Origin of the sequence: Segatella hominis (genome assembly GCF_019249725.2) — a bacterium.
Classification (GTDB): Bacteria; Bacteroidota; Bacteroidia; order Bacteroidales; family Bacteroidaceae; genus Prevotella.
The window spans coordinates 3,096,680-3,120,048 of the sequence record NZ_CP137559.1 but is presented as its reverse complement, the minus strand read 5'-3'; the positions used below and the strand labels follow the sequence as shown (position 1 = coordinate 3,120,048).

General features: G+C 45.7%; 22 protein-coding genes and 3 pseudogenes. 17 read left to right on the top strand and 8 right to left on the bottom strand.

Translation table 11 applies throughout. From position 1 onward, the window contains the following. Positions 1–28 precede the first annotated feature (28 nt). The 3 genes and pseudogenes from KUA50_RS12660 to KUA50_RS12650 all read right to left on the bottom strand — a co-directional run. Positions 29–1,066 (bottom strand): annotated as a pseudogene (locus tag KUA50_RS12660) (AAA family ATPase); the annotation flags it as partial. Beyond that, positions 1,060–1,455, bottom strand: a pseudogene (locus KUA50_RS12655) (IS1380 family transposase); the annotation flags it as partial. The pseudogenes KUA50_RS12660 and KUA50_RS12655, both read right to left, overlap by 7 nt. Before the next feature lie 51 nt (positions 1,456–1,506). Then, positions 1,507–2,691 (bottom strand): IS4 family transposase, encoded by a 1,185-nt coding sequence (locus tag KUA50_RS12650; protein ID WP_218455810.1) that lies wholly within the window; start codon positions 2,689–2,691, stop codon positions 1,507–1,509. Between the two features lie 245 nt (positions 2,692–2,936). Between KUA50_RS12650 and KUA50_RS12645 the strand changes: the two genes are divergently transcribed. Both KUA50_RS12645 and KUA50_RS12640 read left to right on the top strand, forming a co-directional pair. Beyond that, positions 2,937–4,400 (top strand): RsiV family protein, encoded by a 1,464-nt coding sequence (locus tag KUA50_RS12645; protein ID WP_218455809.1) that lies wholly within the window; start codon positions 2,937–2,939, stop codon positions 4,398–4,400. Positions 4,401–4,486: 86 nt separating this feature from the next. Next, entirely contained in the window at positions 4,487–5,695 is a 1,209-nt protein-coding gene (locus KUA50_RS12640) for a WG repeat-containing protein (RefSeq protein ID WP_218455808.1), read from the top strand. 9 nt (positions 5,696–5,704) lie between these two features. Here KUA50_RS12640 and KUA50_RS12635 read toward each other — a convergent pair whose 3' ends face one another. After that, entirely contained in the window at positions 5,705–6,358 is a 654-nt protein-coding gene (locus KUA50_RS12635; protein WP_256624076.1) for a M23 family metallopeptidase, read from the bottom strand. A gap of 217 nt (positions 6,359–6,575) precedes the next feature. On the opposite strand from KUA50_RS12635, the gene KUA50_RS12630 reads away from it, so the two are divergent. From KUA50_RS12630 to KUA50_RS12560, 15 genes and pseudogenes are all read left to right on the top strand, one after another. After that, entirely contained in the window at positions 6,576–7,334 is a 759-nt protein-coding gene (locus KUA50_RS12630; RefSeq protein WP_218455807.1) for a DUF4099 domain-containing protein, read from the top strand. Between the two features lie 26 nt (positions 7,335–7,360). Continuing rightward, a complete protein-coding gene (locus KUA50_RS12625) occupies positions 7,361–7,585 on the top strand; it encodes a hypothetical protein (protein WP_022121743.1) in 225 nt (74 codons plus the stop codon). Positions 7,586–7,597: 12 nt separating this feature from the next. Then, on the top strand, positions 7,598–9,139 hold the full coding sequence (locus KUA50_RS12620) for a hypothetical protein (protein ID WP_022121742.1): 1,542 nt from the start codon (positions 7,598–7,600) through the stop codon (positions 9,137–9,139). A gap of 12 nt (positions 9,140–9,151) precedes the next feature. Further along, positions 9,152–10,309 (top strand): toprim domain-containing protein, encoded by a 1,158-nt coding sequence (locus tag KUA50_RS12615; protein WP_022121741.1) that lies wholly within the window; start codon positions 9,152–9,154, stop codon positions 10,307–10,309. Between the two features lie 30 nt (positions 10,310–10,339). Beyond that, complete coding sequence (locus KUA50_RS12610; protein WP_022121740.1) at positions 10,340–10,828, top strand: PH domain-containing protein; 489 nt, start codon at positions 10,340–10,342, stop codon at positions 10,826–10,828. After that, positions 10,809–11,507, top strand: coding sequence for a hypothetical protein (locus tag KUA50_RS12605; protein WP_153137218.1), 699 nt, complete (start codon positions 10,809–10,811; stop codon positions 11,505–11,507). Before KUA50_RS12610 ends, KUA50_RS12605 begins: the two co-directional genes overlap by 20 nt. A gap of 20 nt (positions 11,508–11,527) precedes the next feature. After that, complete coding sequence (locus KUA50_RS12600; RefSeq protein ID WP_022121738.1) at positions 11,528–12,202, top strand: hypothetical protein; 675 nt, start codon at positions 11,528–11,530, stop codon at positions 12,200–12,202. Positions 12,203–12,220: 18 nt separating this feature from the next. After that, complete coding sequence (locus KUA50_RS12595) at positions 12,221–12,880, top strand: hypothetical protein (RefSeq protein WP_022121737.1); 660 nt, start codon at positions 12,221–12,223, stop codon at positions 12,878–12,880. 19 nt (positions 12,881–12,899) lie between these two features. Beyond that, positions 12,900–13,727: a M23 family metallopeptidase gene (locus KUA50_RS12590; protein ID WP_153137221.1), complete on the top strand. Its 828-nt coding sequence runs from the start codon at positions 12,900–12,902 to the stop codon at positions 13,725–13,727. A gap of 11 nt (positions 13,728–13,738) precedes the next feature. Then, positions 13,739–14,038, top strand: coding sequence for a hypothetical protein (locus KUA50_RS12585; RefSeq protein ID WP_217317129.1), 300 nt, complete (start codon positions 13,739–13,741; stop codon positions 14,036–14,038). Next, positions 14,038–15,864 (top strand): hypothetical protein, encoded by a 1,827-nt coding sequence (locus KUA50_RS12580; protein WP_022121735.1) that lies wholly within the window; start codon positions 14,038–14,040, stop codon positions 15,862–15,864. Before KUA50_RS12585 ends, KUA50_RS12580 begins: the two co-directional genes overlap by 1 nt. A gap of 27 nt (positions 15,865–15,891) precedes the next feature. Beyond that, on the top strand, positions 15,892–18,309 hold the full coding sequence (locus KUA50_RS12575; RefSeq protein ID WP_022121734.1) for a zincin-like metallopeptidase domain-containing protein: 2,418 nt from the start codon (positions 15,892–15,894) through the stop codon (positions 18,307–18,309). Positions 18,310–18,325: 16 nt separating this feature from the next. After that, positions 18,326–19,930 (top strand): glucosaminidase domain-containing protein, encoded by a 1,605-nt coding sequence (locus KUA50_RS12570; RefSeq protein ID WP_218455806.1) that lies wholly within the window; start codon positions 18,326–18,328, stop codon positions 19,928–19,930. Positions 19,931–19,988: 58 nt separating this feature from the next. Beyond that, a complete protein-coding gene (locus tag KUA50_RS12565; protein ID WP_218455805.1) occupies positions 19,989–20,597 on the top strand; it encodes a hypothetical protein in 609 nt (202 codons plus the stop codon). A gap of 5 nt (positions 20,598–20,602) precedes the next feature. Then, positions 20,603–21,802, top strand: a pseudogene (locus KUA50_RS12560) (ArdC family protein); the annotation flags it as partial. A gap of 116 nt (positions 21,803–21,918) precedes the next feature. Here the strand turns inward: KUA50_RS12560 and KUA50_RS12555 are convergent. Genes KUA50_RS12555 through KUA50_RS12540 form a run of 4 tightly spaced genes read right to left on the bottom strand, consistent with a single transcriptional unit; the run spans position 21,919 to position 23,305 of the window. Next, complete coding sequence (locus KUA50_RS12555; RefSeq protein ID WP_153136894.1) at positions 21,919–22,200, bottom strand: hypothetical protein; 282 nt, start codon at positions 22,198–22,200, stop codon at positions 21,919–21,921. Continuing rightward, on the bottom strand, positions 22,197–22,568 hold the full coding sequence (locus KUA50_RS12550) for a hypothetical protein (RefSeq protein WP_022121730.1): 372 nt from the start codon (positions 22,566–22,568) through the stop codon (positions 22,197–22,199). The genes KUA50_RS12555 and KUA50_RS12550 overlap by 4 nt, the downstream gene beginning before the upstream one ends. Before the next feature lie 52 nt (positions 22,569–22,620). After that, on the bottom strand, positions 22,621–22,995 hold the full coding sequence (locus KUA50_RS12545; RefSeq protein ID WP_010537185.1) for a DUF2958 domain-containing protein: 375 nt from the start codon (positions 22,993–22,995) through the stop codon (positions 22,621–22,623). 7 nt (positions 22,996–23,002) lie between these two features. After that, positions 23,003–23,305, bottom strand: coding sequence for a hypothetical protein (locus KUA50_RS12540; protein WP_022121729.1), 303 nt, complete (start codon positions 23,303–23,305; stop codon positions 23,003–23,005). Between the last annotated feature and the right edge of the window lie 64 nt (positions 23,306–23,369).

Sequence of the window (23,369 nt, the reverse complement as noted above, 5' to 3'; positions counted from 1 at the left end):
TGGCTTGATTAAAAGTGAAAAAAGATGGTTATTTAATCACCCATTCCGTGAAATTGGCTTCGTTTTCCACGTTGAAGTTTATTCCCACCTTAGTCACAGGTTTGCCTGCGTCTTTGTAAGCGTCGGCATAAGCCTTTTCTTCAATCTGCCGCATGGCTTCTTCTGCCGAGCCGTTTAATTTCGTTTCAATTACATATATGCGGTTCGATGTTTCGAGCACGGCATCGATGCGTCCCTTGTGGGTGCGCACTTCCACCTGCATGCGGTAGTTGGTGAGAAGCGAGAACATTATGTAGAGCAGTTGCTGGTAGTGCCCTTCATATTTCGTGTTGTCGCAATAAGGAACGGTTGACAGAAAATCTTTCATCAGCCGCAGGGCGCCGTCCATGTCGTCGCGGTTGATGAGCGAAGCCATCTTTGCCACGGCCGTACCGCCGCGCCCTCCCTTGTTGCCGAGATATTTTGGCAACAGAGATTGGAACAGTCCCACACGTATTTCCTTGTTGGGTATGCCGAGATGATACACTTCGCCAAAAGCGTCGAAATTCTTTATTGTTAGGTACCCGCTCTGATAAAGCAACGGAGTGAGCGACTCCATGTTCTCTGTAGGAGCGTCAAATTCGGGGCGGATGGCATCAACCCCTTCGCCTATGTCCGACGGAATAACGCCGAATTTCCGCATCATCTCTATCATGTAAGTTGGCGTTCCGCTTGAGAACCAGTACATGTCGAACATCTTGTCGGCGAAACAGTTGAGCAGACTGAACGGGTTGTAGATGTCGGACGACGGCCATGTGAAATGGTAGCCGTCGTAGTTGCTGCGCAATTTCTCAATTGTCTGTTCGCGCGTAAGCTTTTGGCTGGCAGCAAGTTCGTCTATGTCCTCGGACAGTTGGGTCAGCAGTTCCTCTTTGGTTATGCCGCATATTCCTTCATATTCGGGCAGCATGCTGATGTTCTTTATGTTGTTCAGTTCGCTGAATATGCTGAGTTGCGAGAATTTTGTTATGCCTGTGAGGAACACAAAGCGCAGGTATGGGTCGCAATCTTTCAGCGGACTGTAGAAACCAAAGCGTTTATAAGCAATGTGTTGAGTTTGTCTGCAGTATTGAAATCATAGGTCTTGCCTTGGTCGGAAGTATAGGAGATGTTTTCCTGTGTCAGTTCCTTGATGGCTCTGAGGATGGTATCAGAGCTGCATGTACGAAGGGTAGGATGATACGAGAGATGGCGCATCAGTTGTGACGTTACGTCTTCCACGCATGAGCCGCCACAGAAATAAACGCTCATCAGCGAACGGACTATCTCGCTGAACTGATATCCGATGATACTGCGGCATCTCTGACCCAGTGTTGAGTCGATAACGGGTGAAAGCATGGAGTCAAATTTCTCCATGATTGAAAAAATTCCTCCAAAAGGTGTGAGTTTCTCAGATTTTATTTGTACCTTTGCCATGCCTTGTTACGATTTTCGCTTGTTTTCTAATTGCAACACACTACTGTCCCGTTAAGATTTTAGATCTCGAAATAAATCGAGTTGACCATCATCCTTTGGGACGTTAATAATAGGTTTGTTAAACAATTCAGGTATGGGTATCCTCTCAAACAACATAGTACCTATGGTCTGGGAAATCATATACAGAGATGGTTCCTCGATATGCATGTGCTTCTTGGCTATAGCCAGTAGCAGAAATGCACAGACTGCTATCCAGATTTGTGTATAGACAGCATTCTCTGAGGTTCCGTAAAACGACTTGATATGCAGATGTTGCTTTATCCATTTGAAGAAAAGTTCCACGTTCCATCGCTCTCTATAGAGTTCTGCGATGGTAAGAGCATCGTATCCCAAGTGGTTGGTGATGAAACGGTAGAGATTTCCCGTGGCAAAGTCTTCATAGACTACCATGCGAAATTCCTCTGGGTACTTCTGCTTGGAGTTTTCCTTAGTAAGTCTGACAATCTCATCACTGATAACACCTGTCTGCTTATCAACAGGCATGGACTTGACAATCTCATATTGCATGTTGTCCTTAGCTCTTGTTACAAAGAATGCGCCATTCTTGTGGATGATATTGAAGAGTCTGTTGAAGTCCACATACCCTTTGTCTATCAGATAGATAGCTCCCATCTCGACACAGATTTCATCCAAAGCGTTAACATCGTGAACCGAAGCTTTGGTCAAAAGCACGAATACTGGGAGATTGCCTCTCAAATCAAGCTGGGCATGCAGTTTAATGCCACCCTTCTTCTTTCTGAATTTTGCCCAAGGACAGAGTTTGAGACAGAGACTGATGGTACTGCTGTCGAACGCATAGACCATGTTGTCAATGTCAAGTCTGAAGCTATCCTTCGCATAGAGCGGACGCACCTTTTTGATAAGGACTTGCCCCAATTCCGCATAGATATGCCAATCTCTGAGCTCATTCGCCTTAGCCAAAGTATTGCGAGGGACGGCATAGCTAATACCGCAGTGATAGAGCTTATGTGTAACAGCCAACGCATTCAGGCTTGCCTCTATATCGCGCAGACTATTCTTATCAGCATATTGAGCCAGGCACATAACCAGCAACTGGTCATAACAGGTGAGGTTTCTCACCCTGTAATTGCCTCTGTACTTGGCAACAATATCATTGAATTCCCTACGAGGTATGAACTGCATAATCTGTGCGAATACGATCTTTCCGAAATTCATGTAACACGCTTCTTTGATAAAGACTGCAAAGTTAGTCAATTCAAATCGTGTACATGAAATATCGAGTCTAAATCATTCTATTTTAATAACTTATATTTAAATCGTCTCGTTTTAACGGGACACTAGTGATTGCAACACTAAGATAAGTGAAAAATCTGACACGGCAAAATCCTGGGCAACTTTTTGTTGCTCAGGAACTTATAAATTAATTTAAATCAAAGTGTTGCGGAATTAAGGTATTCCTTATGCTTGCAGTTCTTACTGGCTGTCATGGTTTGCGTATGGGAGTCGGATTAAAAGGGGAAGTCATTGACGAAGATACCCTTGTCTTGGATGGTGATACGTTCACTATTCAAGAACGAATTGGTGACAGTCTGTTTATCGTTTGGAACTATGAACATTCCGATGAAAAGACACCATGTTACCTTCTAAAGTATGAACGTAATGGCTTCTATTATCCTCAAATTGGAGCAACAAATATCACTTCTATTGACAATACCATCAACTATGTGAGCATTGACGACAATGATGTTTATGACATCAAGGATAGAAAGATATTGTTCTCATCTCCATGCTGTGCGTCTGGACTTTATTATCTTGGTCAGTGGAAAAACTTACACCTTTTCACAAGTTCTGATACGATTTGCTTCTCTGATGGAAAATGTATCGGACTTAAAGATGATGTATATTGTCGAAAAACAAATAATGAAGGATTTGTGAAATTAGTAGCCGGTGCACAAACAAAGGAAGTTTCATTCGCCGATCTATACAATGCAAAGAAGATGGGTGGCAGTATGGATGCGTATATAGAACATTTTACTAAGGATTATTACATCAAGCCAAGGAGCAAGTACGAAAGTGTGGATGCCGGATTTAGTGTGGATTTGGATATACCTAAAGGTAATGCTGATTCTGATAAAGCCATCCGTGAATGGATGATGGCTGCTATCAGGGATGACGCGTTCTATCAGTTGCAAAACAATATGGGCATTCCTGTAGGCAAGTGTACGTCGTTAAAAGATATGCAGCATTCTTTGGATGAATATGGTGTATTGTGGGAGAAACTTTGTCGGGCAGAGTATCAAATAGAAGATACGTTGGAGCTTAGAATGACTTGCAATATAAGAGTGAGGAAAGTGGCAGACTGTGATGACTATACCACATACTATTATTGGGCAAGCCTTTACAATGGAGGACTTCATGATTTGCCTCGTGAATATTACATCACATATGACAAGCGAAGAGGCGGATTGTTGGATGTCAACAATTCCGTGAAACCTGCGATGGTACAACTTTTTCGGCATTTAGCATTGGAGAGTTTGAAGAAAGAATACGATTTCTGTTATGAACGTGAAAATTCATGGGAGGATTTCACGCATAGCATTTTCTCTTTCCATTGTCCAATGATTGATACAAGCGGTATGGACGAGGTAATGCGGTCATTTCTTGTACATAATTATTCTTGCGATGATTGGGCTGGATGGAATGGTTACAACGAAAAGGCATTTACCGAGAAGGATTTTCCTTTGACTCACTTTGCCGTACTGCCAGAAGGGATTGTCTTGACATATCATCCTTATCAGATTGATTGCTTTGCAGCAGGCGAATACCATGCAGTTATACCTTTCAAGGAAGCTAATAAATGTTTGATGTTTGACTATTCCAAGCACGAGGAATTGAAACCAAAGTTGCAAAGATTCATCAAATAGCAATATTTTGACAATGAGACAGGTTACTTCTTTTACTTTATTTTCATCAATAGATAAATAATTGACACACAAAATATCATATAAATATGGAAAAAAGAAAGAGAACCCTAAAAAGAACGATTGTTTTATTTTGGAAAGGTTTAACAGGTATCATTGCTGCAACAGCAGAATGGTTCACCGTGATACTTGGAATGAAGGATGAATCTAAGTATGGCAAGTTTATTCGACGTGTTGTTGGAGGCTGTTTTGCGTTCATCATGTTTGTGTTTGCATGTGCTGGAGGTAATGCGTTATACGAGTTTGTTTACAAGAAAGTGAATGCTGCGAAATATTTGGATGAATCCTACTATGACTCGCAGTACCTGTCAAGAAATGCCACTTACTATAGCCGGGCCTATGAGACGGATGGATATGTGGAGACTCGTGATGGCAAGAAGACTGTCAAGGGCATACATTGGATTTCAAAACCATTGGGGGACGACTCGCTTGTCTGTTATAGTAACGGCGATGCTCGTGGCTACTTCAATATGCTGACAGGTGAAATAGCTATCAAGCCTCAGTACAAGCACGCATGGGTGTTTTCTGATGGCTTGGCTTCCGTAGATGACAACGGTAAGATAAAATTCATCGACTTCAAAGGAAATGTCGTTATTGACTTGAATATTCCATACATCACTGGTGCAGAAGGGTATGTATTTCACAATGGGCATTGCGTAATACATAACAACAAACGTAACAAATTTGGTTTGATAGACAAAAAAGGAAATTGGATGTTGAAAGCTGAATATGATGCTATTTCGCCCAAGGATTCTTTCTTTGTAGTAAGTAAAGGAGGTATGCAGAGTGTTCTTACAGAAAATCTGAAACCAATATTGCCTTTCATGGAAGCAGACCTCTGGATCTCTGGTAATAGCATTACTGCAACAATGAAAGACCACACTCTTCGCAAATATAATTTGCAAGGTGAATTGATTGACGATTTCTTGATTAGTAATGTTGACAGATTATTGTATGATACCGATGAAATACGATATACTACGGCAAAAAACTATGATGATGACGGAAATCTAACGGGAGAGACCGAAGAGGCAGAACCAACACCTTATCAAAAGACTGCAAATTGCAAAAAATATGAAGCAGAACTTGGTTGGTATGGGTTGATGTCACCAAGTGGAAAAGTCATTACTCCTCCAAGATATTGCGATATTACAGCCATTGGCTATGACTTGTATTTATGCAAAACTGATGATATTAGAGGTGAAGTTCTGAATGGTAAAGGTGTAAGAGTTAGGTAAACGACTCTCTCATTTACTTATTGATAAAGCAGACAACGCAAAAGACTTTTCAATAAGATTCAAAAGGATGGTAGGATTGAAACTCTTGCCATCCTTTTTGCATGTAAGGTGGAGATGACAGCCAGTACTGCGACCAGTATTACCAGTAACGCCAACAATGGTACCAGAGAAAACACGCTCACCTTTGCCAACTATAACGGAAGACAAATGGCAATAACTAACATGATAGTTGCCATGTTTCAACGTAACATAATTGCCAGAACGACGGTCATACCCTATCTTTTCAACAATACCCTCCATCATGGAATAGGCAGGTTCATTCTTCGCACGAAGATCCAAACCATTGTGCCATGATTGTTTTCCTGTGATAGGGTCACGACGATAGCCGTAAGGACTGGTGACTTTGATTGATTTCAGTGGATAAGTGATGCTTGGATAGCCGCTTATCCACTGTTTTTGTTTGCTATCCACAGAGTCTGTTTCCTGTTGAAGTAGATTTGCTTGTATAGAATCTACAGGTTGATTGGCAGGAAGTAGAAACTTCTCCTCCACTTTCCTGACTTTGTAACGGCATACGTTATTGCTGACGGTATTGAACTGCGCCTTTGCACTCGATACCGCCAGACAACTTATTACCCATAATACCACTATTTTCCATTTCATGGTGCAAAGTTAGGGAAAGATATCAAGAGTGATTGTCGATGCTGTAAAAGTATAACATAAAATAAGATTAAAGTATGATTGAGAGTATGAAATGATGATATAATCATAATAAAACGGAAAAGATTGAGCAGAAGAACGTAGGCTTTCTTGTATTCATTACTCTTGGGCTATCTTTGCATGGCTATATGCAAAGTATCATTCAAAATATAATCAGAATATGAAAAGAAACTCATTTGAAGAAAGCGAAGTGCCGTATCAGACACTTGCAAAGTTCGGTCTTACCCATGAGATGATAGAAGACCTTCCGATGCATGCCTTGGATGACATCAGCAATGGTCGTCCATCGCCAGTGTTGCCTGTGAGCATGGAAGTAAACGAGGGCTACAGTATCAAGAGCAGAACCCGAATTGCCTTGGTAAGAATGGCAGACGGAAATGTGGATGTGATGTTCTATCCTGTATTGAAGTACGCCCCATTGGACAAATTCACCAAGGAGCAGCAGGAACTGTTGAAGCAGGGCAAGGCTGTGGTGGCAGATGTGGATATGCCAGATGGCACACATGTCAAGGCATTTGTACAGATTGACGGAGAGACCAACCAAGTGATGGCTGTGCCGACACCTGTGATTGGTAGAAACTTGCAGGTGCTATCTGACGAACTCAGTCTTGGAGGAACGGAGCTAAAGAGCATCCAAAATGGCGAGACTCTGACATTTGCCGTAGAAGACGAACCTTTGACCGTAGGCATCGACCTGAAGAGCGATACTGGCATCCGCTTCGCCAACGGCGATGGTGAGCAGTGGCGTAAGGAAGGCAAGCGAGAGTGGGACAAATACACCTTCGGCATCTATGGCTGTTGGGTAATGGATGTTGACGGTAATCTCGACTATGTTCCAGAGGAGGAATATACCGAAGAACTGTGGAATGAGCAAAAGAAAGCTGCCGGAAGACATGCTTCTGCTGTCGCAAGGAAGTAACGTGAAACATCAAATTTAGGGAAGAAATGAGAAAAGGACCATATTATACAGAAAACATCCTTGTGGAGAAGATGCAGAGCGGTGAATACGGTTGGCTTGACTATGTGAACCATTTCAGTGAGGAATGGCAGAACGAGTATCAAGAATACTGCAAGGAACACGCCCTGTGCATCGGCAACGAGAGTGCGGAACAGTTTGTGAAGTACAAAGACGAACTGTTAGAGCAAGGAATGGAAACAGAGAACGCTTAATACAATCATGCTATGGCGATAAGAAAGAACTTGAATCCAAGACAGATGGACATACAACCAGAGATGCGTGACATCCTGATGCGCAATGGCATGCAAGCCCATATCATAGCCAACGGTGATGGTTATCAACTGGCGGTACAGGGACATGACTCCCCACTGCTGACCTATAACCTCACCGAGAAACAGATGTTGGCATTGACCGATTGGGGAACCAACTCTGCCAATAAGAAGGCGTACAATGTCTTTACCAGCATCATCAGCAAAGACTTCTATATGCCGAGAAACCTTGTCCATGCAAGAAATGCCAATGGAAGAGTGGCTATGGGACTGCATGGATATAGGATTGGTACTGGAGAATACGGACGGTTAGGATGGAGTCCAGAGTTTTTAGGTTGGACACCGAGAATGCAGGACGGCTATCATCTACGCAGAGTCGGAGGACAGATGTTCTATGCAGGAGCACCAATGGTAGCGGAAAGACCAGACAGAAGGCTGAAACCTGGTGAGTTAACCTCTGGAGGTTATGGCTTTTACTATAAAGGACAGCAACAAGTAGCATCACAAGCAGATGTATTACAAAACCTGCAAGCCGTGGTGACACCTGTAGAGACACGTCCAAGAAGCAAAGAGCCAGCCAAACCCTACAAGGAACTGATAAGCTCACCTGTATATTTCTCCAACGATCAATGGCAGGAATGCCTGTCTTCACACGGTATCATCATCGATGAGAAGGCAAAGACACTCACCATCCAATCAGAAGGAACCAACAGTGATATGGTGTATGACTTGACTGACGAAGAATTGAAGGCTTTGACCAACAATTCTGTCAAGCAAGTATCTGTAGCCAAACGACTGGAGATACTGAACAATGTCATCAAGGATGATTTCGCAGACAAGATAACAATGGACATGCTCAACAGCAAGGAGCGCATCCAAATCAGTTTGCGTCCAGAGGTGCAGCAGGAGTTGGACGGCAAGATGCGGTTGCAATCTACCGTCGAGCCATTGCAAGTGCAGCAAGAACCTATGAACAATAAAGTAGGTATTGTGGATGGGCAGGACTTGGACGAGAGCAAGGGGTGGTTCCGTGAAGGCAAGCATGGCAGAGAAGTAACTGTTGGTGAGATACGAGTGGAGCCAGCGGAGCAGGAAGGCAAGTACCGCATGACCGCCGTCATCAACGGTGAGCGAGTAAGCCACGAGATAACGCAGAAGCAGTATGACAAGTTCATGGCAGTGGATGACTACCATCGCATGAAACTTTTTTCCAAGATATTCGGTGAGGTAGATATGAAAGACCGTACCAGTTTGGGAACCAAGATTGGAGCTGCACTGTTAGCAGGATTGGGTGTTGCTGCCGAAGTAGGCAGTGAGCTACATCGTCCACATGGCGCACCTGTAGTGATAGTTGACCACCATCATGGTGCAGCACCTGCGCCACCTCGTCCCTACTTCAAGCCAGGAGTAGATACGCCAATGGATGTGGCGGCGAGAAACTTTGAGGCTGCCATGAACAAAGAAGTATTGCATCCTCACATGGGGAAAGGACTATAACGGAATACGCTTATGGCAAACAACGAACTGACATATAATGATTTCTTACAGCGTCTGAACATACAAGAGTTGTTGGTGGACGCAGGCTATCAGTTGAACAAACGAGATGGCTTGCGCTATCCGTCGTATGTAAAGGTGGACAGTCATGGACAGCGAGTGAGGGGTGACAAGTTTATTGTCACTGGCAATGGCAAGTGCTGTTTTCAGCCACCAGAGCAGAAGAACTACAACGTGATAGGTTTCATCAAGGAGCATCCGACGCTGTTTGACGACTATAAGCCAGGGATGTCATTGGACAGACTGGTGAATGTGGTATGCAACAGACTGTTGAATAATCCCATTGATGTGCGTGAAAGCAGAGTGGCTGAACCCAAGCGAGATGCCAAGCCCTTCAACCTGTCAGACTATGACATCTTGCGTTTCAACCCAAGGGAAAAGGACACCCAACGGAAACACTATCCTTATTTCAAGGAAAGAGGCATCAACATGGGGACCCAGTTCGCCTTTTACAAGCATTTCTTCTTGGCGACCAAGCGTCGAAATGAAGGATTGAGTTTTGCCAATCTCGCCTTTCCACTATCCTTGCCGTCCAAGCCGGACAGCATCGTTGGATTGGAAGAGCGAGGTAAACCGAGACGAGAGGACGGCAAGGCATACAAGGGCAAGGCGGAAGGAAGCAACAGCAGTGAAGGATTGTGGATAGCCAACCTGACAGGTAAGCCATTGAAAGAAGCCACAAATATTCTATGGTTCGAGAGTGCCTACGATGCTATGGCAGAGTACCAAATCAATCCAGTGAAGAGCGTGTATGTCTCGACCGGAGGTACACCGACAAAGGGGCAAATAAAGGGAATGCTGGAAGAGACCCGACAAGCGAACCATTATTTGGGCTTTGACAAAGACGAGGCAGGACGTGGCTTTGTGAAGAACTTCAAAGCAATCGCCAAGGAAATGGGATTTGCAGACTTCACGGTGCAAGCCTTTCATCCTTTGGGACAATACAAAGACTGGAACGATGCCTTGCTTGGCAAACGAGACCAACGGTTGATAGACCAAGGAGAGATAGACTTCGACTATTTCGAGTTCGCCAAGGCGCAAGAGGCTGAGAGGCAACAAGAGCAAGCCAAACAGGAGGAAAAAGAGGAACAGACATCGGGCTTCCGCAGATAAAGCACGGTGTCATTATCAAAAAGGAGAATTATGCAGCAGACATATCGGTATAGAAACATCATCATCAAGCCCCATTGGATGCAGTTCGTCATCAACGAGCTGCACTTGCTTGTGCTTATAAGCGTAGGCTTTGTATATGCAGGTATTGATGATGCCGTTCTCTCCACTTTGGTGTTTATCCTCTCGCTCTTGTTTTCCCTATGTTTGGCATATCGAATGGTCTATCTATGCAGGATGCGGTACATCATCAGTAACGAACAATTGGTGTTTGAGCATGGCGTGTTTCATCGGGAAGTAGATTATCAGGAACTGTATCGTGTGGTGGATTTCAATGAGAGTCAGACATTCATGCAGCAACTATTCCGATTGAAAACCGTGAGCATATATTCTGGAGACAGAACGACACCAAGGCTTGACATTATCGGAGTACCGATGAAAGAAGAACTGGTGACAACCATCAGAGAACGAGTAGAAACCAGCAAACGCAGGAGGAGCATCTATGAGATTACAAATAGGTAAGATATGGTTGATGGCAATTATCGGCATAGCAACGGCATCGAAAGCCAAGGCACAATTGGTGTCATCCAATCCCTTGGAATGGATGGCACTGGCAGAAGGCAATGAACTTATCAACAGTGAGATTGAAAAGCAAATCAACGGACAGACCAAGACGGCGTTGTTGCAGAATACAATGGCTGCTGAGTTTAACCAGATACACAAATGGGAGAAGAAGTACAACAGCTACTTGAAATCAGTGAACGGCTATGCCTCTTCGCTGAAAGCATGTACCCATCTGTATGATGATGGCGTGAAGATTTTCATCACGCTCGCCAAGTTGAAGGCAGCTATTGCCAATAATCCACAGGGCATTGTGGCAAGCATGAGTATGAACAACCTGTATATCGAGACGGCAACGGAATTGGTATCGGTTTTCAATCTATTGAACGATGCCGTGGCGAATGGTGGCACAGAGAATATGCTGACAGGAGCAGACCGCTCCAAGACCTTGTGGGCATTAAACGACAAACTATCTGCTTTCAAAAAAAAGCTCAACAAACTGTATCTGAGCATCCGCTACTATACAATGAGTGATGTGTGGAACAATGTCACGGCAGGGATGATAGACAGAAGTAATGGTGAGATTGCTACGCAAGCATTGGGGCGGTGGCGGAGAGCTGCCAAAGTCAGTACACCATAATAATATAAAAACATTTGAGTATGAGAACATGTATATTTTGCTTTGGCATCATGTTGCTTTCCGTCTGCAAGGTGCAAGCCCAGAACGACCCTGTGTTGGCAGGAATGATATACGCCTATACAGACAAGGCTGAAAAGGAGTTGAAGAACCAGGAGAAGGTGATGCTGATGCAGACCACTGGTCATATATGGTTGAAAGAGGAAGTGGAAGGAACCACCAATCTGCAACGAGAGTTCAACAACTACTTGGACTCGTTCCGCTCCATCGTGGTGTATGCTGCACAGGTATATGGCTTCTATCACGAGATAGACCGACTGGTGGATAACTTGGGAGGATTCACCAAACAACTGGATAAACATCCGAGCAATGCCCTTGCTGTGGCACTGTCAGCCAAGCGCAACAAGATCTATCGGGAGTTGATTATGGGCAGCGTGGAGATAGTAAATGACATCAGGCTTGTATGCTTGTCAGGCAACAAGATGACCGAGAAAGAACGAGTGGAAATCGTTTTCGGCATCCGCCCCAAGCTGAAGGTAATGAACAAAAAGCTGCAACGGCTGACCAAGGCGGTGAAGTACACCTCGATGGCGGACATCTGGGCAGAGATAGAGGAAGGTAGCCACGACAAGGCAGACAAGAAAACCATCGTGAAGGACTGCATGAACAGATGGAAGCGAAACGGAAAGATCAAATAACAATAAAAAGATACGACTATGAGTATATGGGCAAAGATAGCAAAGTATGGCGGCAGTGCCTTGAAAGGTGCAGGTAGTGTCGCCAAGCAAGGACTGAAATCAGCAAGCAATACGGCTGTGCATCCCACCCAAGCACTAAAAGGCGCAGGAAGTGCGATGAAAACAGCCGCTGTGGGCAGCGCAGCAGGATATGTGGCATGGCAGAACCTTGTCAACGACAAGAGCATGGTGGAGATAGCCAGTGACGTGGTGGTCGGAAAAGACACCACAGAGAAAATATCCGAAGCCGTGGAAGATGTAAAAGGATTGAAGAACAAAGCAGGGGAAGCCGTGGATGCGGTGAATGGTGCCATGGGCGACATCAACAGCAAGTGGAGCGGTATGAGTAACTTCTTCCGTGGCATCTTCGGAGGCAACGGACTGGAGATGTTCGGCAATTTCTTCAAGAACTTAGGGAAAGGAAACGTGTCTGGACTGAGCCTTGCAGGACTGGTGACAGCAGCGTTTCTCACCTTCGGACGTTTCGGATGGCTTGGCAAGATAGCAGGAGCCATGCTAGGCCTGATGCTCATCGGCAACAATTCCAACATCAAGAACATCGTCAGTGGTGATGGCGGTCAAGGAAGAAATGTGAACGAAGCAGAAACGACCACACGCAGTGGCGGCATGAAACGATAAACATAAAAACGACAACAACATGAGATATACAGAAGAAATGATGCTGCAATCAAAAAGCGGCTTTTGCATGCCCTTTGAGGAGCGAGGCAAGGATGTGGAACTGACACTTGGCTATGGCAAACAGAAGCATCCTGTAACAGGAACCGTGTTCTTCCATCACGGACTGGACTTTGAGGCAAATCACTATCTGCTGTCTGCCTTGGCAAGCGGAACGGTATCGGGCATTGGCAATGATGCGACACACGGCATCTACCAAGTGATACGCTACGGCAAGTATGAAGTGACCTATTCCCATCTTGCCAACGTGTTCGTGAATTTCGGACAAACCGTGAAGGCAGGAAACATCGTGGCATTGAGCGGTGACAGACTGCATTTCGAGGTGAAGTTTGACGGCAAGGAAATCAATCCGATTGATTTCCTGACCATGCTATATGGCAATGTGAAGGCAATGGAACAGACCGGTAAGACAGGTTTTCCTGAGTTTGAGACCTACGACATGAATATAGCCACACAGTATGACAAAGACCAGAAAGAGATAGAAGAATTGATGCTGCGCTTCATGCCATCGTATATGGAAGACCTGTATAAAGGTATGTATGTGACACCGCAACATGCAGAGCAGTCGCTAAGGAACATCTTTACCTTGTCAGCGGCGAAACACTATTTCTATGAAGCTATGCCATCCATCAGCAATCCGTTAGGCATCGGGCAAAGAGCCATGCCATTGGCTTGTAAAGTGCAGAACCTGCTGATAGCAGATTTCTTGAACTATCTGGCATTGCGGCATGGCATCTATCTGTCCACATTGAGCGAAGTCCTAAAAAAAAACTCCATGACGAAGCCGTAAGGACAAGTGGTATCATCGACCCTCTCGCAGAATTGGACATCGATGTGCAGAGCTTCGACATTCCAAGGTTGGTGAGCGTATATCCCGACCGTGCAGGAGTGAGATGGTGGACAAAGGCATGGTTCAACAACCGAGAGGAAGGAGAATGCTCCGTGGAGACAGAACTGCAGCAAGCCATCCTCTTCATCCATGACAGAATAGAGAAAGACGCTTGGCTGGAGGAATACTTTCCAAAGCAGATGGAAGTGTATCACCAAGCCATCGAGCAGACAAGAGAACAGATATTAGGTCAACTAAACGTAACGCTATAATGAGTACTATCAAGAACCCGACACGTTTTGCCGAACTGGAGTATTGCCTTCAAGAATATTTTGACGGCAAGCTGGCACTTGTGATGAAACAGGTGCGAGACGACTTGACGCACAAGCAACTGGAGGAAAGAGGCAGGTACCAGAGCAGTTTGGCAGGAGTGCTTGCTTCTGCCAATCCGTATGCTGACAACACAGACTTTGTGCTGAAACAGACAGGCAAATGGAACAGCAAAACCACAGAGGACTATTTGGAGATGTGCAACCAGAAGATATGGAAGGACAAAAACATCGTGAAGGACTTGGCTCTTCTTGCTGGCGAGTGGCGCAATGCCGTGGTGAAGGAAATTGGACGAAACAAATATGACGCTTTGTCGAAAGCCTGTGGCGAGGACTTGGCATACGCATACGTTGTGCAAAGGATGGAAGACCTGATGATTGGGAAGCTCGTCAAGGACAATACGCCCAAGTCAACGATGGACTACATCTTGCGCAAAGCTGCACAAAACAGCATTTGGGGACTGCAAGAAGAGCTCCTGAAATCACCATTGACGGCAGAGATAGAGGCTCGTGGCGAGAAAGCCTACAAACCGAGCAAGACGGAGAAGTTTGCAGGAAGGGCCACCGCCTCGGTAGTGGATGCCGTGACCATGGGCGGTATCGGTAGTTGGAAGTCATTGGCAACCTTGGTGGGGAGCGACATGGCATTGGGCTATATCCTCGATTCCAAGAAGGGAAACGGCGAACAGCGGAAAGAGCAAGCCATGGAATTGAGCATCAGCAAGGGCGTATTCGGACAGAACGGCAATGCCTTCACTGGTTTTCGCTCACAAGCCAAGAAAGTGAATGCCACCGACAATGGCTATGTCAAGACGCTCAACAGCAAACTCCATAACAAGATACATATCCCACAAAAAGCATTTACACCTATGGCATGGACAGATAACAGTTTTAAGTTTCCTTTCCAAAAAGAGCAAGAGAAACGGAACGATCCGAAATACAAGAATGTACCGCTGATAGTGGCACCCGGCAAGGAAGATGCCTATCTGGAAGAGAAAGCCAAGCACGACGCAGCCAAGGTTGCAGAAGCTGAGCGTATCATCAAAGAAAGAAATGAAACAGAGGCTCTACAAGAAGATGCAGAACAGCAACAATCGGAAGCTACGCAGCAGGAACAGCCAGAGCGTGACAACAGCAACGGATGGGAAGGACTGTTGAAGAACTTCGGACTGGACGGTTTCAGCGACATCGGCAATAACCTCGGCTATGTGATAGCCATGTTGCCCGACATCCTTGTGGGTATGTTCACAGGCAAAACGCAATCATTGGGTTTGAAAGACAACATGATGCCGATAGCCGCCATCCTTGCAGGAATGTTTGTGAAAAATCCATTGCTGAAGATGACACTCGTCGGTATGGGCGGTGCCAATCTGCTGAACAAGGCAGGACATGAAGCATTGGCAAACAAACGGGAAAGCAATGATGGAAATGCTGTATCATACGGTAATACAACAGCACAAGCAGTGCAATATAAGTCCTATCCAGACGAACCGTTGAATCCCCGAATAGCCAACCCTGTGCTACAAGGCAACTGTTTAGTGGCAACCATTGACCGAGTGCCATACACCATCCAACTGCCAGAGCATGTGGTTGGAGCATATCAAGCAGGAGCCTTACCACTCAACACCCTTGCCAATGCCGTGCTTGCCAAGAGTGACCAGATGAGACAGATGGCAGAACGCAACTATGGCGAGCAAGAAGTGAGAAATGTGAGAAACGAGGCGATGGAAAACGCAGAGCTGCGAGAAGGTATCCAACGTTCAAGATAATAAAAGAAAACGTAAAACAATCATACAATGAAAGAGAAAAGTCCACAAGAGAAGAATGCGGCAGAGCGTCAAGTGTCACTGATTACCGAGGCCCTGTCGAAAGCAGCCGACAACAAGGGTGTCTGGCTGAATGAGCAAGGAAAGCAATATCCACGGTTTTACCCAAAGGGAGCGGCAGTGAGTCCGTTCAATGCCCTCGTGATGGGATTGAACTCCGACAAGAACGGATATGCCACCAATCTGTACACGCTGTTTAGTGAAGCCAAGAAGCGAGACGAGTCTGTGATGGCGCATGAGAGAGGTGTGCCGTTCAACTGGTATGCGTGGAACAAGTATGTGAACCGACATAATCCAGAGGACATCATCAGCAGAAAGGACTACCAGGAATTATCGGCTACCGATCAGACACAGTACAAGGGCATACATAATCGGGAAATACGAGTGCTGTTCAATATTGACCAGACCATGCTGCCATTGAAAGACAAGGAGAAATATGAAGATGTGGTGAAGGCGAATGTCGGTGCAAATGAAGATAAGGCATTGCGTAGCCAAGTAAATGACTTCATCCAGAAGATGAAGGAAAACCTGATGGCGGTGCGCAAAGACGGAAGCGGAGTGGCACACTATGACACAGAAAAAGATGCTGTGTATATGCCAAAGCAAGAAAACTTTGAGCATTATAGCGATTATGTGCAGGAAATGCTGCGCCAAGTGGTGAGTGCTACAGGACATCAACAGCGACTGGCAAGGGAGGGCATGGTGATGAAAAACGGCATTGCGCCATCGGAGGATGCCGTGAAGCAAGAGAAACTGGTTGTGGAACTGGCTTCGGGCATCAAGATGATGGAAATGAGTATGCCAGCCAAGATTTCCAAGGAGAATATGGGACTGGTGGACTACTGGAACCGCGAATTGAAGGAAAATCCATGTCTGATAGATGCCATAGAGAGTGATGTGAACAATGCCTTGGACGTTATTCACAAGGCAGAGCGTGGCGAGAAAATAGAATATTCATCCTTGAAGAACGAGCAGCAGACCACCGAGATGCAATCGAAGATGCCCAAGCATTACTTTGTAGCTGATGAGATAGCCAAGCATCCTGACAGCGAACAGAAATTTGTGGTGATAATAAGGGACAAAGAAAACAAGAGTGCCGATGTGGTGTTGCCTGCAGGAGCATCATTGGAAGTGAACAATGAGGTGTCGGGCATGAGCAAGCAGCGCATTGAACATGCCTTGCAGAAGGAAGGTTTTCTGTCTGTCAAGTTCTACAATCCCGATGGTGCATTAGGCTACCATCCTGATGACGGCTATTTTGCAGGAAAGGACATCACCGTTGCAAGACTGAAGAACTGGCAATTGGAAGACATATCCAATATAGACGTAAGCGATGCCGTGAGCCAGAGCAAGCAGGTGGGCTTCGACCGCATACAGATGGTGCAGGATGACAACAAGCGTTGGGCGATGTATATCAAGCCCGAAGGACAGAAGGCTTTTTCCATCTATCCAGACAAGGCAGACCTGAACCGCTTCTTCACAACATTGAAACAAGCGCAGGACACGATGGACAGCCTGAGGGTGGAACTGGCACAGAAATACTATGCGATGGCAGAGACAAAGCCTGACCTGAAGGTGGACTTGTTTGGCAGCGGTCAGCACAACGAGGTGGACATGAACCGCATACAGAAAGTGAACGTGTTCAAGGCAAAGAACGATGTCATTCTGTGTGCAGTCACCATTGATGGCGCAGACAAGTTGCAGCCTCGTGTGGTATCGCCAAGCCAATGGCAACGAATGTGGATTGCCGAAGACAAGAACGAGTACAAAAAGCATCTTGCTGCTACCCTGTTTGCTGACATCCTGCAGAAAGGACAGACGCAGGAGCAGACTGCATCTGAGAAGCAAGTTGAGGAAACCGAGGTGAAGCAAGAAACGCAAGTCTCCACCGATAAGAATGAGGAAGAGCATCGAGAATATCATGAGGAAGAGAACAAGCAAGCTTCCTCTGAGGAAAAGACAGATATTAGGGAAGAGAAGGATGTGACTGTTCAAAGAGATAATAACGCTACTGTGGAAAAGAAGGAAGAAACAAAGGGTAAGCAGAAGGAAGAGACCAAGGACTCTCCCATCATGAAGCAATGGAAGGAGTTGAAAGCCAAGCATCCAGATGCTTTGCTGCTGTTTCGTGTAGGTGATTTTTATGAGATGTATGAACAGGATGCCAAGCGAGGAGCGGAAGTGTTGGGGATAACATTGACAAAGAGAAACACCCAAGCAGGTCCCTACATGGCTGGCTTTCCACATCATGCCTTGGACACCTATCTGCCCAAGCTTATCCGAGCAGGAGAACGAGTAGCTATCTGTGACCAGTTGGAGGCACCCAAGCAGAAGCAAGAGGAGCAAAATACTGAGGAACAGCAGCGTTCTGGCGGTATGAAACGATAATAATGAGGATAAAGACATGAGCAAGAATCAGCAATATGCAGAAAGATATGCTGTCGAGGCGATGGAACAAATGAAGCGATATGGCATCCCTGCTTCCGTCACCTTGGCGCAAGGCATCTTAGAAAGCCGTAATGGACAGAGTGAACTGTCGCAGTTGGGCAACAACCACTTTGGCGTGAAGGCTTCGAAAAGTTGGTTGAAGAACGGTGGCGATTATCTTGTCTATACCGATGACAAGCCTAATGAGAAGTTCTGCAAGTATGCCACGGTGGGTGACTCATACGAGCACCATTCCAAGATATTGAAGAACAGCAGCCGCTACAGCCAATGCTTCAAACTCTCTCCCGATGATTACAAGGGATGGACAAACGGCATTGAGCGAGGCGGTTATGCCACCAGTGGAGGATATGCAGCCAGTTTGCAAAAGATTATCGAGATCAATGGATTACAGAAGTATGACCAACAGGTGATGCGAGAGATGAGGGCTGAGGGCAAGAAGTTCGGCGTAGAACAGAATGCAAGGACTTCAGCAACGGTATCGTCTTCGGTATCGACATCCAATAATGACGAAAAGAAGCAAACAGCATCTCAAACAACCAACGACAAATACTCATTCCCTGTGAAAAGGGACGAGTTCTTGTTTGTCACTTCTCCATTCGGTATGCGTCAAGACCCTATGGACAAAAGCAAACAGCAGATGCATAAGGGTATTGACATCAGAGCCAAGCATGATGCTGTGCTGGCTACAGAGAATGGCGGCAAGGTAGTAGCTGTGAGCCACAATGCCAATACTGGCGGTGGCAAGTCTGTAACAGTGGAATACGCAAGATCGGACGGAAGCAAGGTGCAGACCACATATATGCATTTGGACAGTATTGCCGTGAAGGTGGGTGACGAGGTAAAAGCAGGACAGAAATTGGGCGTATCTGGCAATACTGGAACGCGAACCACAGGTGAGCATCTGCATTTCGGGGTGAAGACCATATCGGCAGACGGCAAGACAAGGGACGTGGATCCTGCATCGTACTTGGCGGAGATAGCGCAGAAAGGCAATCTGAAGCAACAAGCATTGTATAACGGCAATGACCTGTTGGCAAAATACAAGGGAAATAGTTCGGCAGTGGACACGAGTCTGTCACCTGACGATTGGATGAAGAAATTGCTTTCATCCGAGGACGCAAGCACAGGATTGTCAAGTGCAGATCCTATTATGGGATTGGTGACTACCATGTATAGCAGTCTGCTTGCCCTCGCTGTGCAAATAGACAGTAAAAGCGAGGAAGAGCAAAAAGCGCAAATCTCAGAAGCTGTAAGCAAAAGGCAGGTGGACTTGAAACCGTTGATGCCGACTATGAAGGAGTGCGTGTTGAGTATTGGCGATAATGGAAAGGCTGTGTTGCAAGCGGACAATGGCACTACCAAAGTGACGAGAGAACTGACCAATGCGGAGTTCTGTAGATTGTCGCAAGTGTTGGGTGATACCAACCTGAGCAATGATGCCAAGAAAATGCGCATCGCTGGAATGGTGAATACTATCGTGCTGACGCAACAGGCATCGCAAAACTATGAGCAAGTCCTGGAACAGCAAGAAGGTCAAAGTCAGACAATGCAAAGAAAGTAAGATACTTGGAGGTTCCACATCTTGGTCAATAGAAAACGAATAAAAAAGTATTTGAGCTATGATTAAATGTAACGTAAGTGTGTGCGGAACCGTCAGCAAGGCTGCAGTGGTTCGCAATGGAAAGGACGGAATGCCGTTTACGACATATTCCGTAGATGTGGTGGTGCCAGCCAAGAGTGGTATCAACAAGACCGTGATTGTCAGTTGTATCATGGATGGTGACGATGCGGAAGGCATTGTCGTGGGCAACCGCATTGAGTTGAAAGGTGTATTGACCTTCAAGAAGAAAGATGACAACCTGTATTTCAACTTGAAAGTATCGGAAGTGAACCTTTCGCCTGTATCGGAAAGCAAGGATGGCATCGTGGGCGACATGGAGTTCAAGGGCAAGGTCGGTAAGGACATTGATATGAAGAAAGGCAAAAATGGTAAGGCTTTCCTGATGTTTTCTGCTTTCAGTGCAGAGAAGATTGAAGAAGAATTTGTCTTTACCTGGGTGCGCTTTGTCCGGTTCTCGGAAGAAAAGGAAGAATGGCTGCAGTCGAAAGCCACCATCGAGGCAAAGGGCGAGTTGGAAATCTCGGTGTATAACGACAGACTCAACTTAGGCTGCAAGGTGGCGGAGTTGAACCAGTGGGAGAAGAAACCGTATCATCCTAACAATTAGCAAGTATGGCATATTACAATAAGAGTCCACAGAATAATGGCGATGGAAAGAATGCTGAGGACAGAGCCTTGGACACCTTCGCCAACATGATGATAGAGAAAATCGAGTCGTTGGGAAGCAAGGACGGATGGCAAAAGCCTTGGTTTACGGAAGGTACATTGAGTTGGCCGAAGAACCTGTCTGGCAGGGAGTATAACGGCATGAATGCCTTGTTGCTCACCATGCTCTGCGAGAAGAAAGGCTACGAGTTGCCAGTGTTCTGCACCTTTAACCGTGCAGTGGGTTTGAACTATCAGACCGACAAGCAAGGTAACAAGAAGCAGATGGTGGATGCCAATGGCGAGCCGTTGCCCAAGGTTGGCATCAATAAGGGAGAGAAGAGTTTTCCCGTGATGCTGACAAGTTTCACCATTGTACACAAGGAGACAAAAGAAAAGATACCCTATGACGACTACAAGCGAATGAGTGCTGAGGAGCAGAAGGAGTATAATGTCTATCCGAAGTTGAATGTGTACCAAGTCTTCAATGTGGCACAGACCAATTTGAAGGAGGCAAGACCCGAACTGTATGCCAAGTTAGAAGCCGAGAACAAGCCAGAGAAAGCATTGGTGCAGGAAGGTGACATGTACTCGTTTCCTGCCGTAGATAAGATGTTCAAGGAACAGAAGTGGATTTGCCCCATCAACATCGAACACCAGGACAATGCGTTCTACTCCATTTCCCGCAACCAGATAACCATTCCTGAGAAGGCACAGTTTAAAGACGGTGAGTCGTGGTATGGAACAGCGTTTCATGAGATGGTTCACTCGACAGGAGCAGAAAATCAGTTGAACCGTTTGCATCCTCAATCGGGCTTTGGCTCAGATGAATATGCAAGGGAGGAACTTGTTGCAGAGTTGGGCAGTGCGTTGGTGTGTCAGAAGTATGGCATGACCAAGAATCTGAAGGAAGACAGTGCCGCCTATCTGAAATCATGGCTCGGCAGTCTGAAGGAGTCGCCAAGTTTCATCAAGACCACCTTGATGGATGTGAAAAAGGCAACGTCTATTCTCACGCAGAGAATAGACGAAGTGTCTTTGGAAATGAAGGAACAACAGAGTGAGGATGTTGCAGCTTCAGTATCAGATGAGAAAAAGGAAGCGAAGGACATGAAGCAATCTGCATCATCAAATGATAATGAGCAGACTGATGTAGAAGAGGAAAAAGTCGCACGGTCTGCGTTCCGTCGGTAACGGGTCAATCTGTGGCAAACATGCAAAAATCCAAGATGCGCACATATATAATAATGTGTAGGCATCTTGGATTTTTCGTTTTGGGAGTTTTATTCTTCCTCCTCATCATCTTCTTCGGGTGATAGCCATTTCTGCCAATCTTTCTCATCGATGGTGAGGTCGTCCATTTCCCAATCATATGCGAGTTCGGGCATTGGGTCACGAGAGTAAGGAAAATGGATGGTATAGCCGATTTGTCCATAGGAGACATGGAGCTGAGTGACGCAAAGGTCTCTGCCGAAATAGCTTCGGGTGGTAAGGTATTTGCGCCAGTCGAAACGCTCATTGAGAATGTTTCGACATAGGCGGTAAAGATATTGTTCTATTGTCATACGGCTTGAAGTTCCAACTGTGAATAATATTGTCTGAATGCCTCATAAAGGTCAGCCATCATGACTTCGGCTTCCTCCATGTCTTTGACTATATCGGCAATGTGGTAAGGTGCGCCATTTTTGCCGTGACCGTCTGAGCCAATCCAAATGTACGCTTCCTCGTCAACATCAAAGTTCTCATAATACTCATGGATATTGTCGATGAAGGCTTCCATATCATTGTCTTCAAGTTCCACGCTGAAATTGAAATCTTGACCATAGGAAGTATATTTGGCGAAGTTTACATCTGTCTTGCCATTTTGTGGCTCGGAGAAATCAACGCTCCATCCTAATATTTCGGCTATCTCCGTTATCTTTTGCTGTATCATATATTTTGATTTTTAGCAGCCATAGGCAAGAAGCCTACGGCTGATGAATGGTTTAAACTTCTTCCCTGTCATACATGTCAGACAGAAACGACTGCAATCTCTCGTCGGGAATGTTTCCGATTGGGCAAGGCTTGAAGCTCTTGTCCTGCAATATCGGTATCTTGGGAAGGTTATGTCCGACATCCACGCTGATACTTTCCATTTCCTTGATGGAAGCATAGCCATATTCTGTATCGGCAAGACCGACAACGATAGAGAACAGCGTGAAGTCATTGCCTTCCGGCTGACCTTCCAATACATACCAACGGACTTTGCCGATGAAGAAGACGCATTGGCAAATGGCATCCTTCTTCTTGCCGTCCTGTGAATAAAGCGGATATTGCTTGAACTGTTCCGCCAACTGTGGTGTAATCAATCTGCTTGTCATAACTGCATTATTTATTGGGTGAATACTCTGATGAAGATGGATAGTAGAGCTGCTGCTCACGCAAGGCTTCAATGGCTGCATGTGCCAAAGTGCAAGCCCATTCATTGCGAAGGTCATAATAGCCCTTCTGATAGTTTATTGCCAACTGCTCCATGAAAGCCATCATCACCTTGAACTTCTCGTTTACAAGAAAGCGGTGGTCATTGGCAAACTCTGCACCCACCTTGGATGCGGAACACATCTTGCCGTTCACGAAGCGTGAAAACTCATTGGCAAACTCCTTGTCTCTTTCGTTAATCATATCATTCATATCTGTTCGGATTAAATTGTGAAACTTCTTTTTCTTCCCTATTATAGAAGCCTTTACGACTTCA

Coding starts and splice junctions, on each gene's coding strand:
- KUA50_RS12650 (WP_218455810.1), bottom strand. CDS start 2,691: ATGAATTTCGGAAAGATCGTATTCGCACAGATTATGCAGTTCATACCT.
- KUA50_RS12645 (WP_218455809.1), top strand. CDS start 2,937: ATGCTTGCAGTTCTTACTGGCTGTCATGGTTTGCGTATGGGAGTCGGA.
- KUA50_RS12640 (WP_218455808.1), top strand. CDS start 4,487: ATGGAAAAAAGAAAGAGAACCCTAAAAAGAACGATTGTTTTATTTTGG.
- KUA50_RS12635 (WP_256624076.1), bottom strand. CDS start 6,358: ATGAAATGGAAAATAGTGGTATTATGGGTAATAAGTTGTCTGGCGGTA.
- KUA50_RS12630 (WP_218455807.1), top strand. CDS start 6,576: ATGAAAAGAAACTCATTTGAAGAAAGCGAAGTGCCGTATCAGACACTT.
- KUA50_RS12625 (WP_022121743.1), top strand. CDS start 7,361: ATGAGAAAAGGACCATATTATACAGAAAACATCCTTGTGGAGAAGATG.
- KUA50_RS12620 (WP_022121742.1), top strand. CDS start 7,598: ATGGCGATAAGAAAGAACTTGAATCCAAGACAGATGGACATACAACCA.
- KUA50_RS12615 (WP_022121741.1), top strand. CDS start 9,152: ATGGCAAACAACGAACTGACATATAATGATTTCTTACAGCGTCTGAAC.
- KUA50_RS12610 (WP_022121740.1), top strand. CDS start 10,340: ATGCAGCAGACATATCGGTATAGAAACATCATCATCAAGCCCCATTGG.
- KUA50_RS12605 (WP_153137218.1), top strand. CDS start 10,809: ATGAGATTACAAATAGGTAAGATATGGTTGATGGCAATTATCGGCATA.
- KUA50_RS12600 (WP_022121738.1), top strand. CDS start 11,528: ATGAGAACATGTATATTTTGCTTTGGCATCATGTTGCTTTCCGTCTGC.
- KUA50_RS12595 (WP_022121737.1), top strand. CDS start 12,221: ATGAGTATATGGGCAAAGATAGCAAAGTATGGCGGCAGTGCCTTGAAA.
- KUA50_RS12590 (WP_153137221.1), top strand. CDS start 12,900: ATGAGATATACAGAAGAAATGATGCTGCAATCAAAAAGCGGCTTTTGC.
- KUA50_RS12580 (WP_022121735.1), top strand. CDS start 14,038: ATGAGTACTATCAAGAACCCGACACGTTTTGCCGAACTGGAGTATTGC.
- KUA50_RS12575 (WP_022121734.1), top strand. CDS start 15,892: ATGAAAGAGAAAAGTCCACAAGAGAAGAATGCGGCAGAGCGTCAAGTG.
- KUA50_RS12570 (WP_218455806.1), top strand. CDS start 18,326: ATGAGCAAGAATCAGCAATATGCAGAAAGATATGCTGTCGAGGCGATG.
- KUA50_RS12565 (WP_218455805.1), top strand. CDS start 19,989: ATGATTAAATGTAACGTAAGTGTGTGCGGAACCGTCAGCAAGGCTGCA.
- KUA50_RS12555 (WP_153136894.1), bottom strand. CDS start 22,200: ATGACAATAGAACAATATCTTTACCGCCTATGTCGAAACATTCTCAAT.
- KUA50_RS12550 (WP_022121730.1), bottom strand. CDS start 22,568: ATGATACAGCAAAAGATAACGGAGATAGCCGAAATATTAGGATGGAGC.
- KUA50_RS12545 (WP_010537185.1), bottom strand. CDS start 22,995: ATGACAAGCAGATTGATTACACCACAGTTGGCGGAACAGTTCAAGCAA.
- KUA50_RS12540 (WP_022121729.1), bottom strand. CDS start 23,305: ATGAATGATATGATTAACGAAAGAGACAAGGAGTTTGCCAATGAGTTT.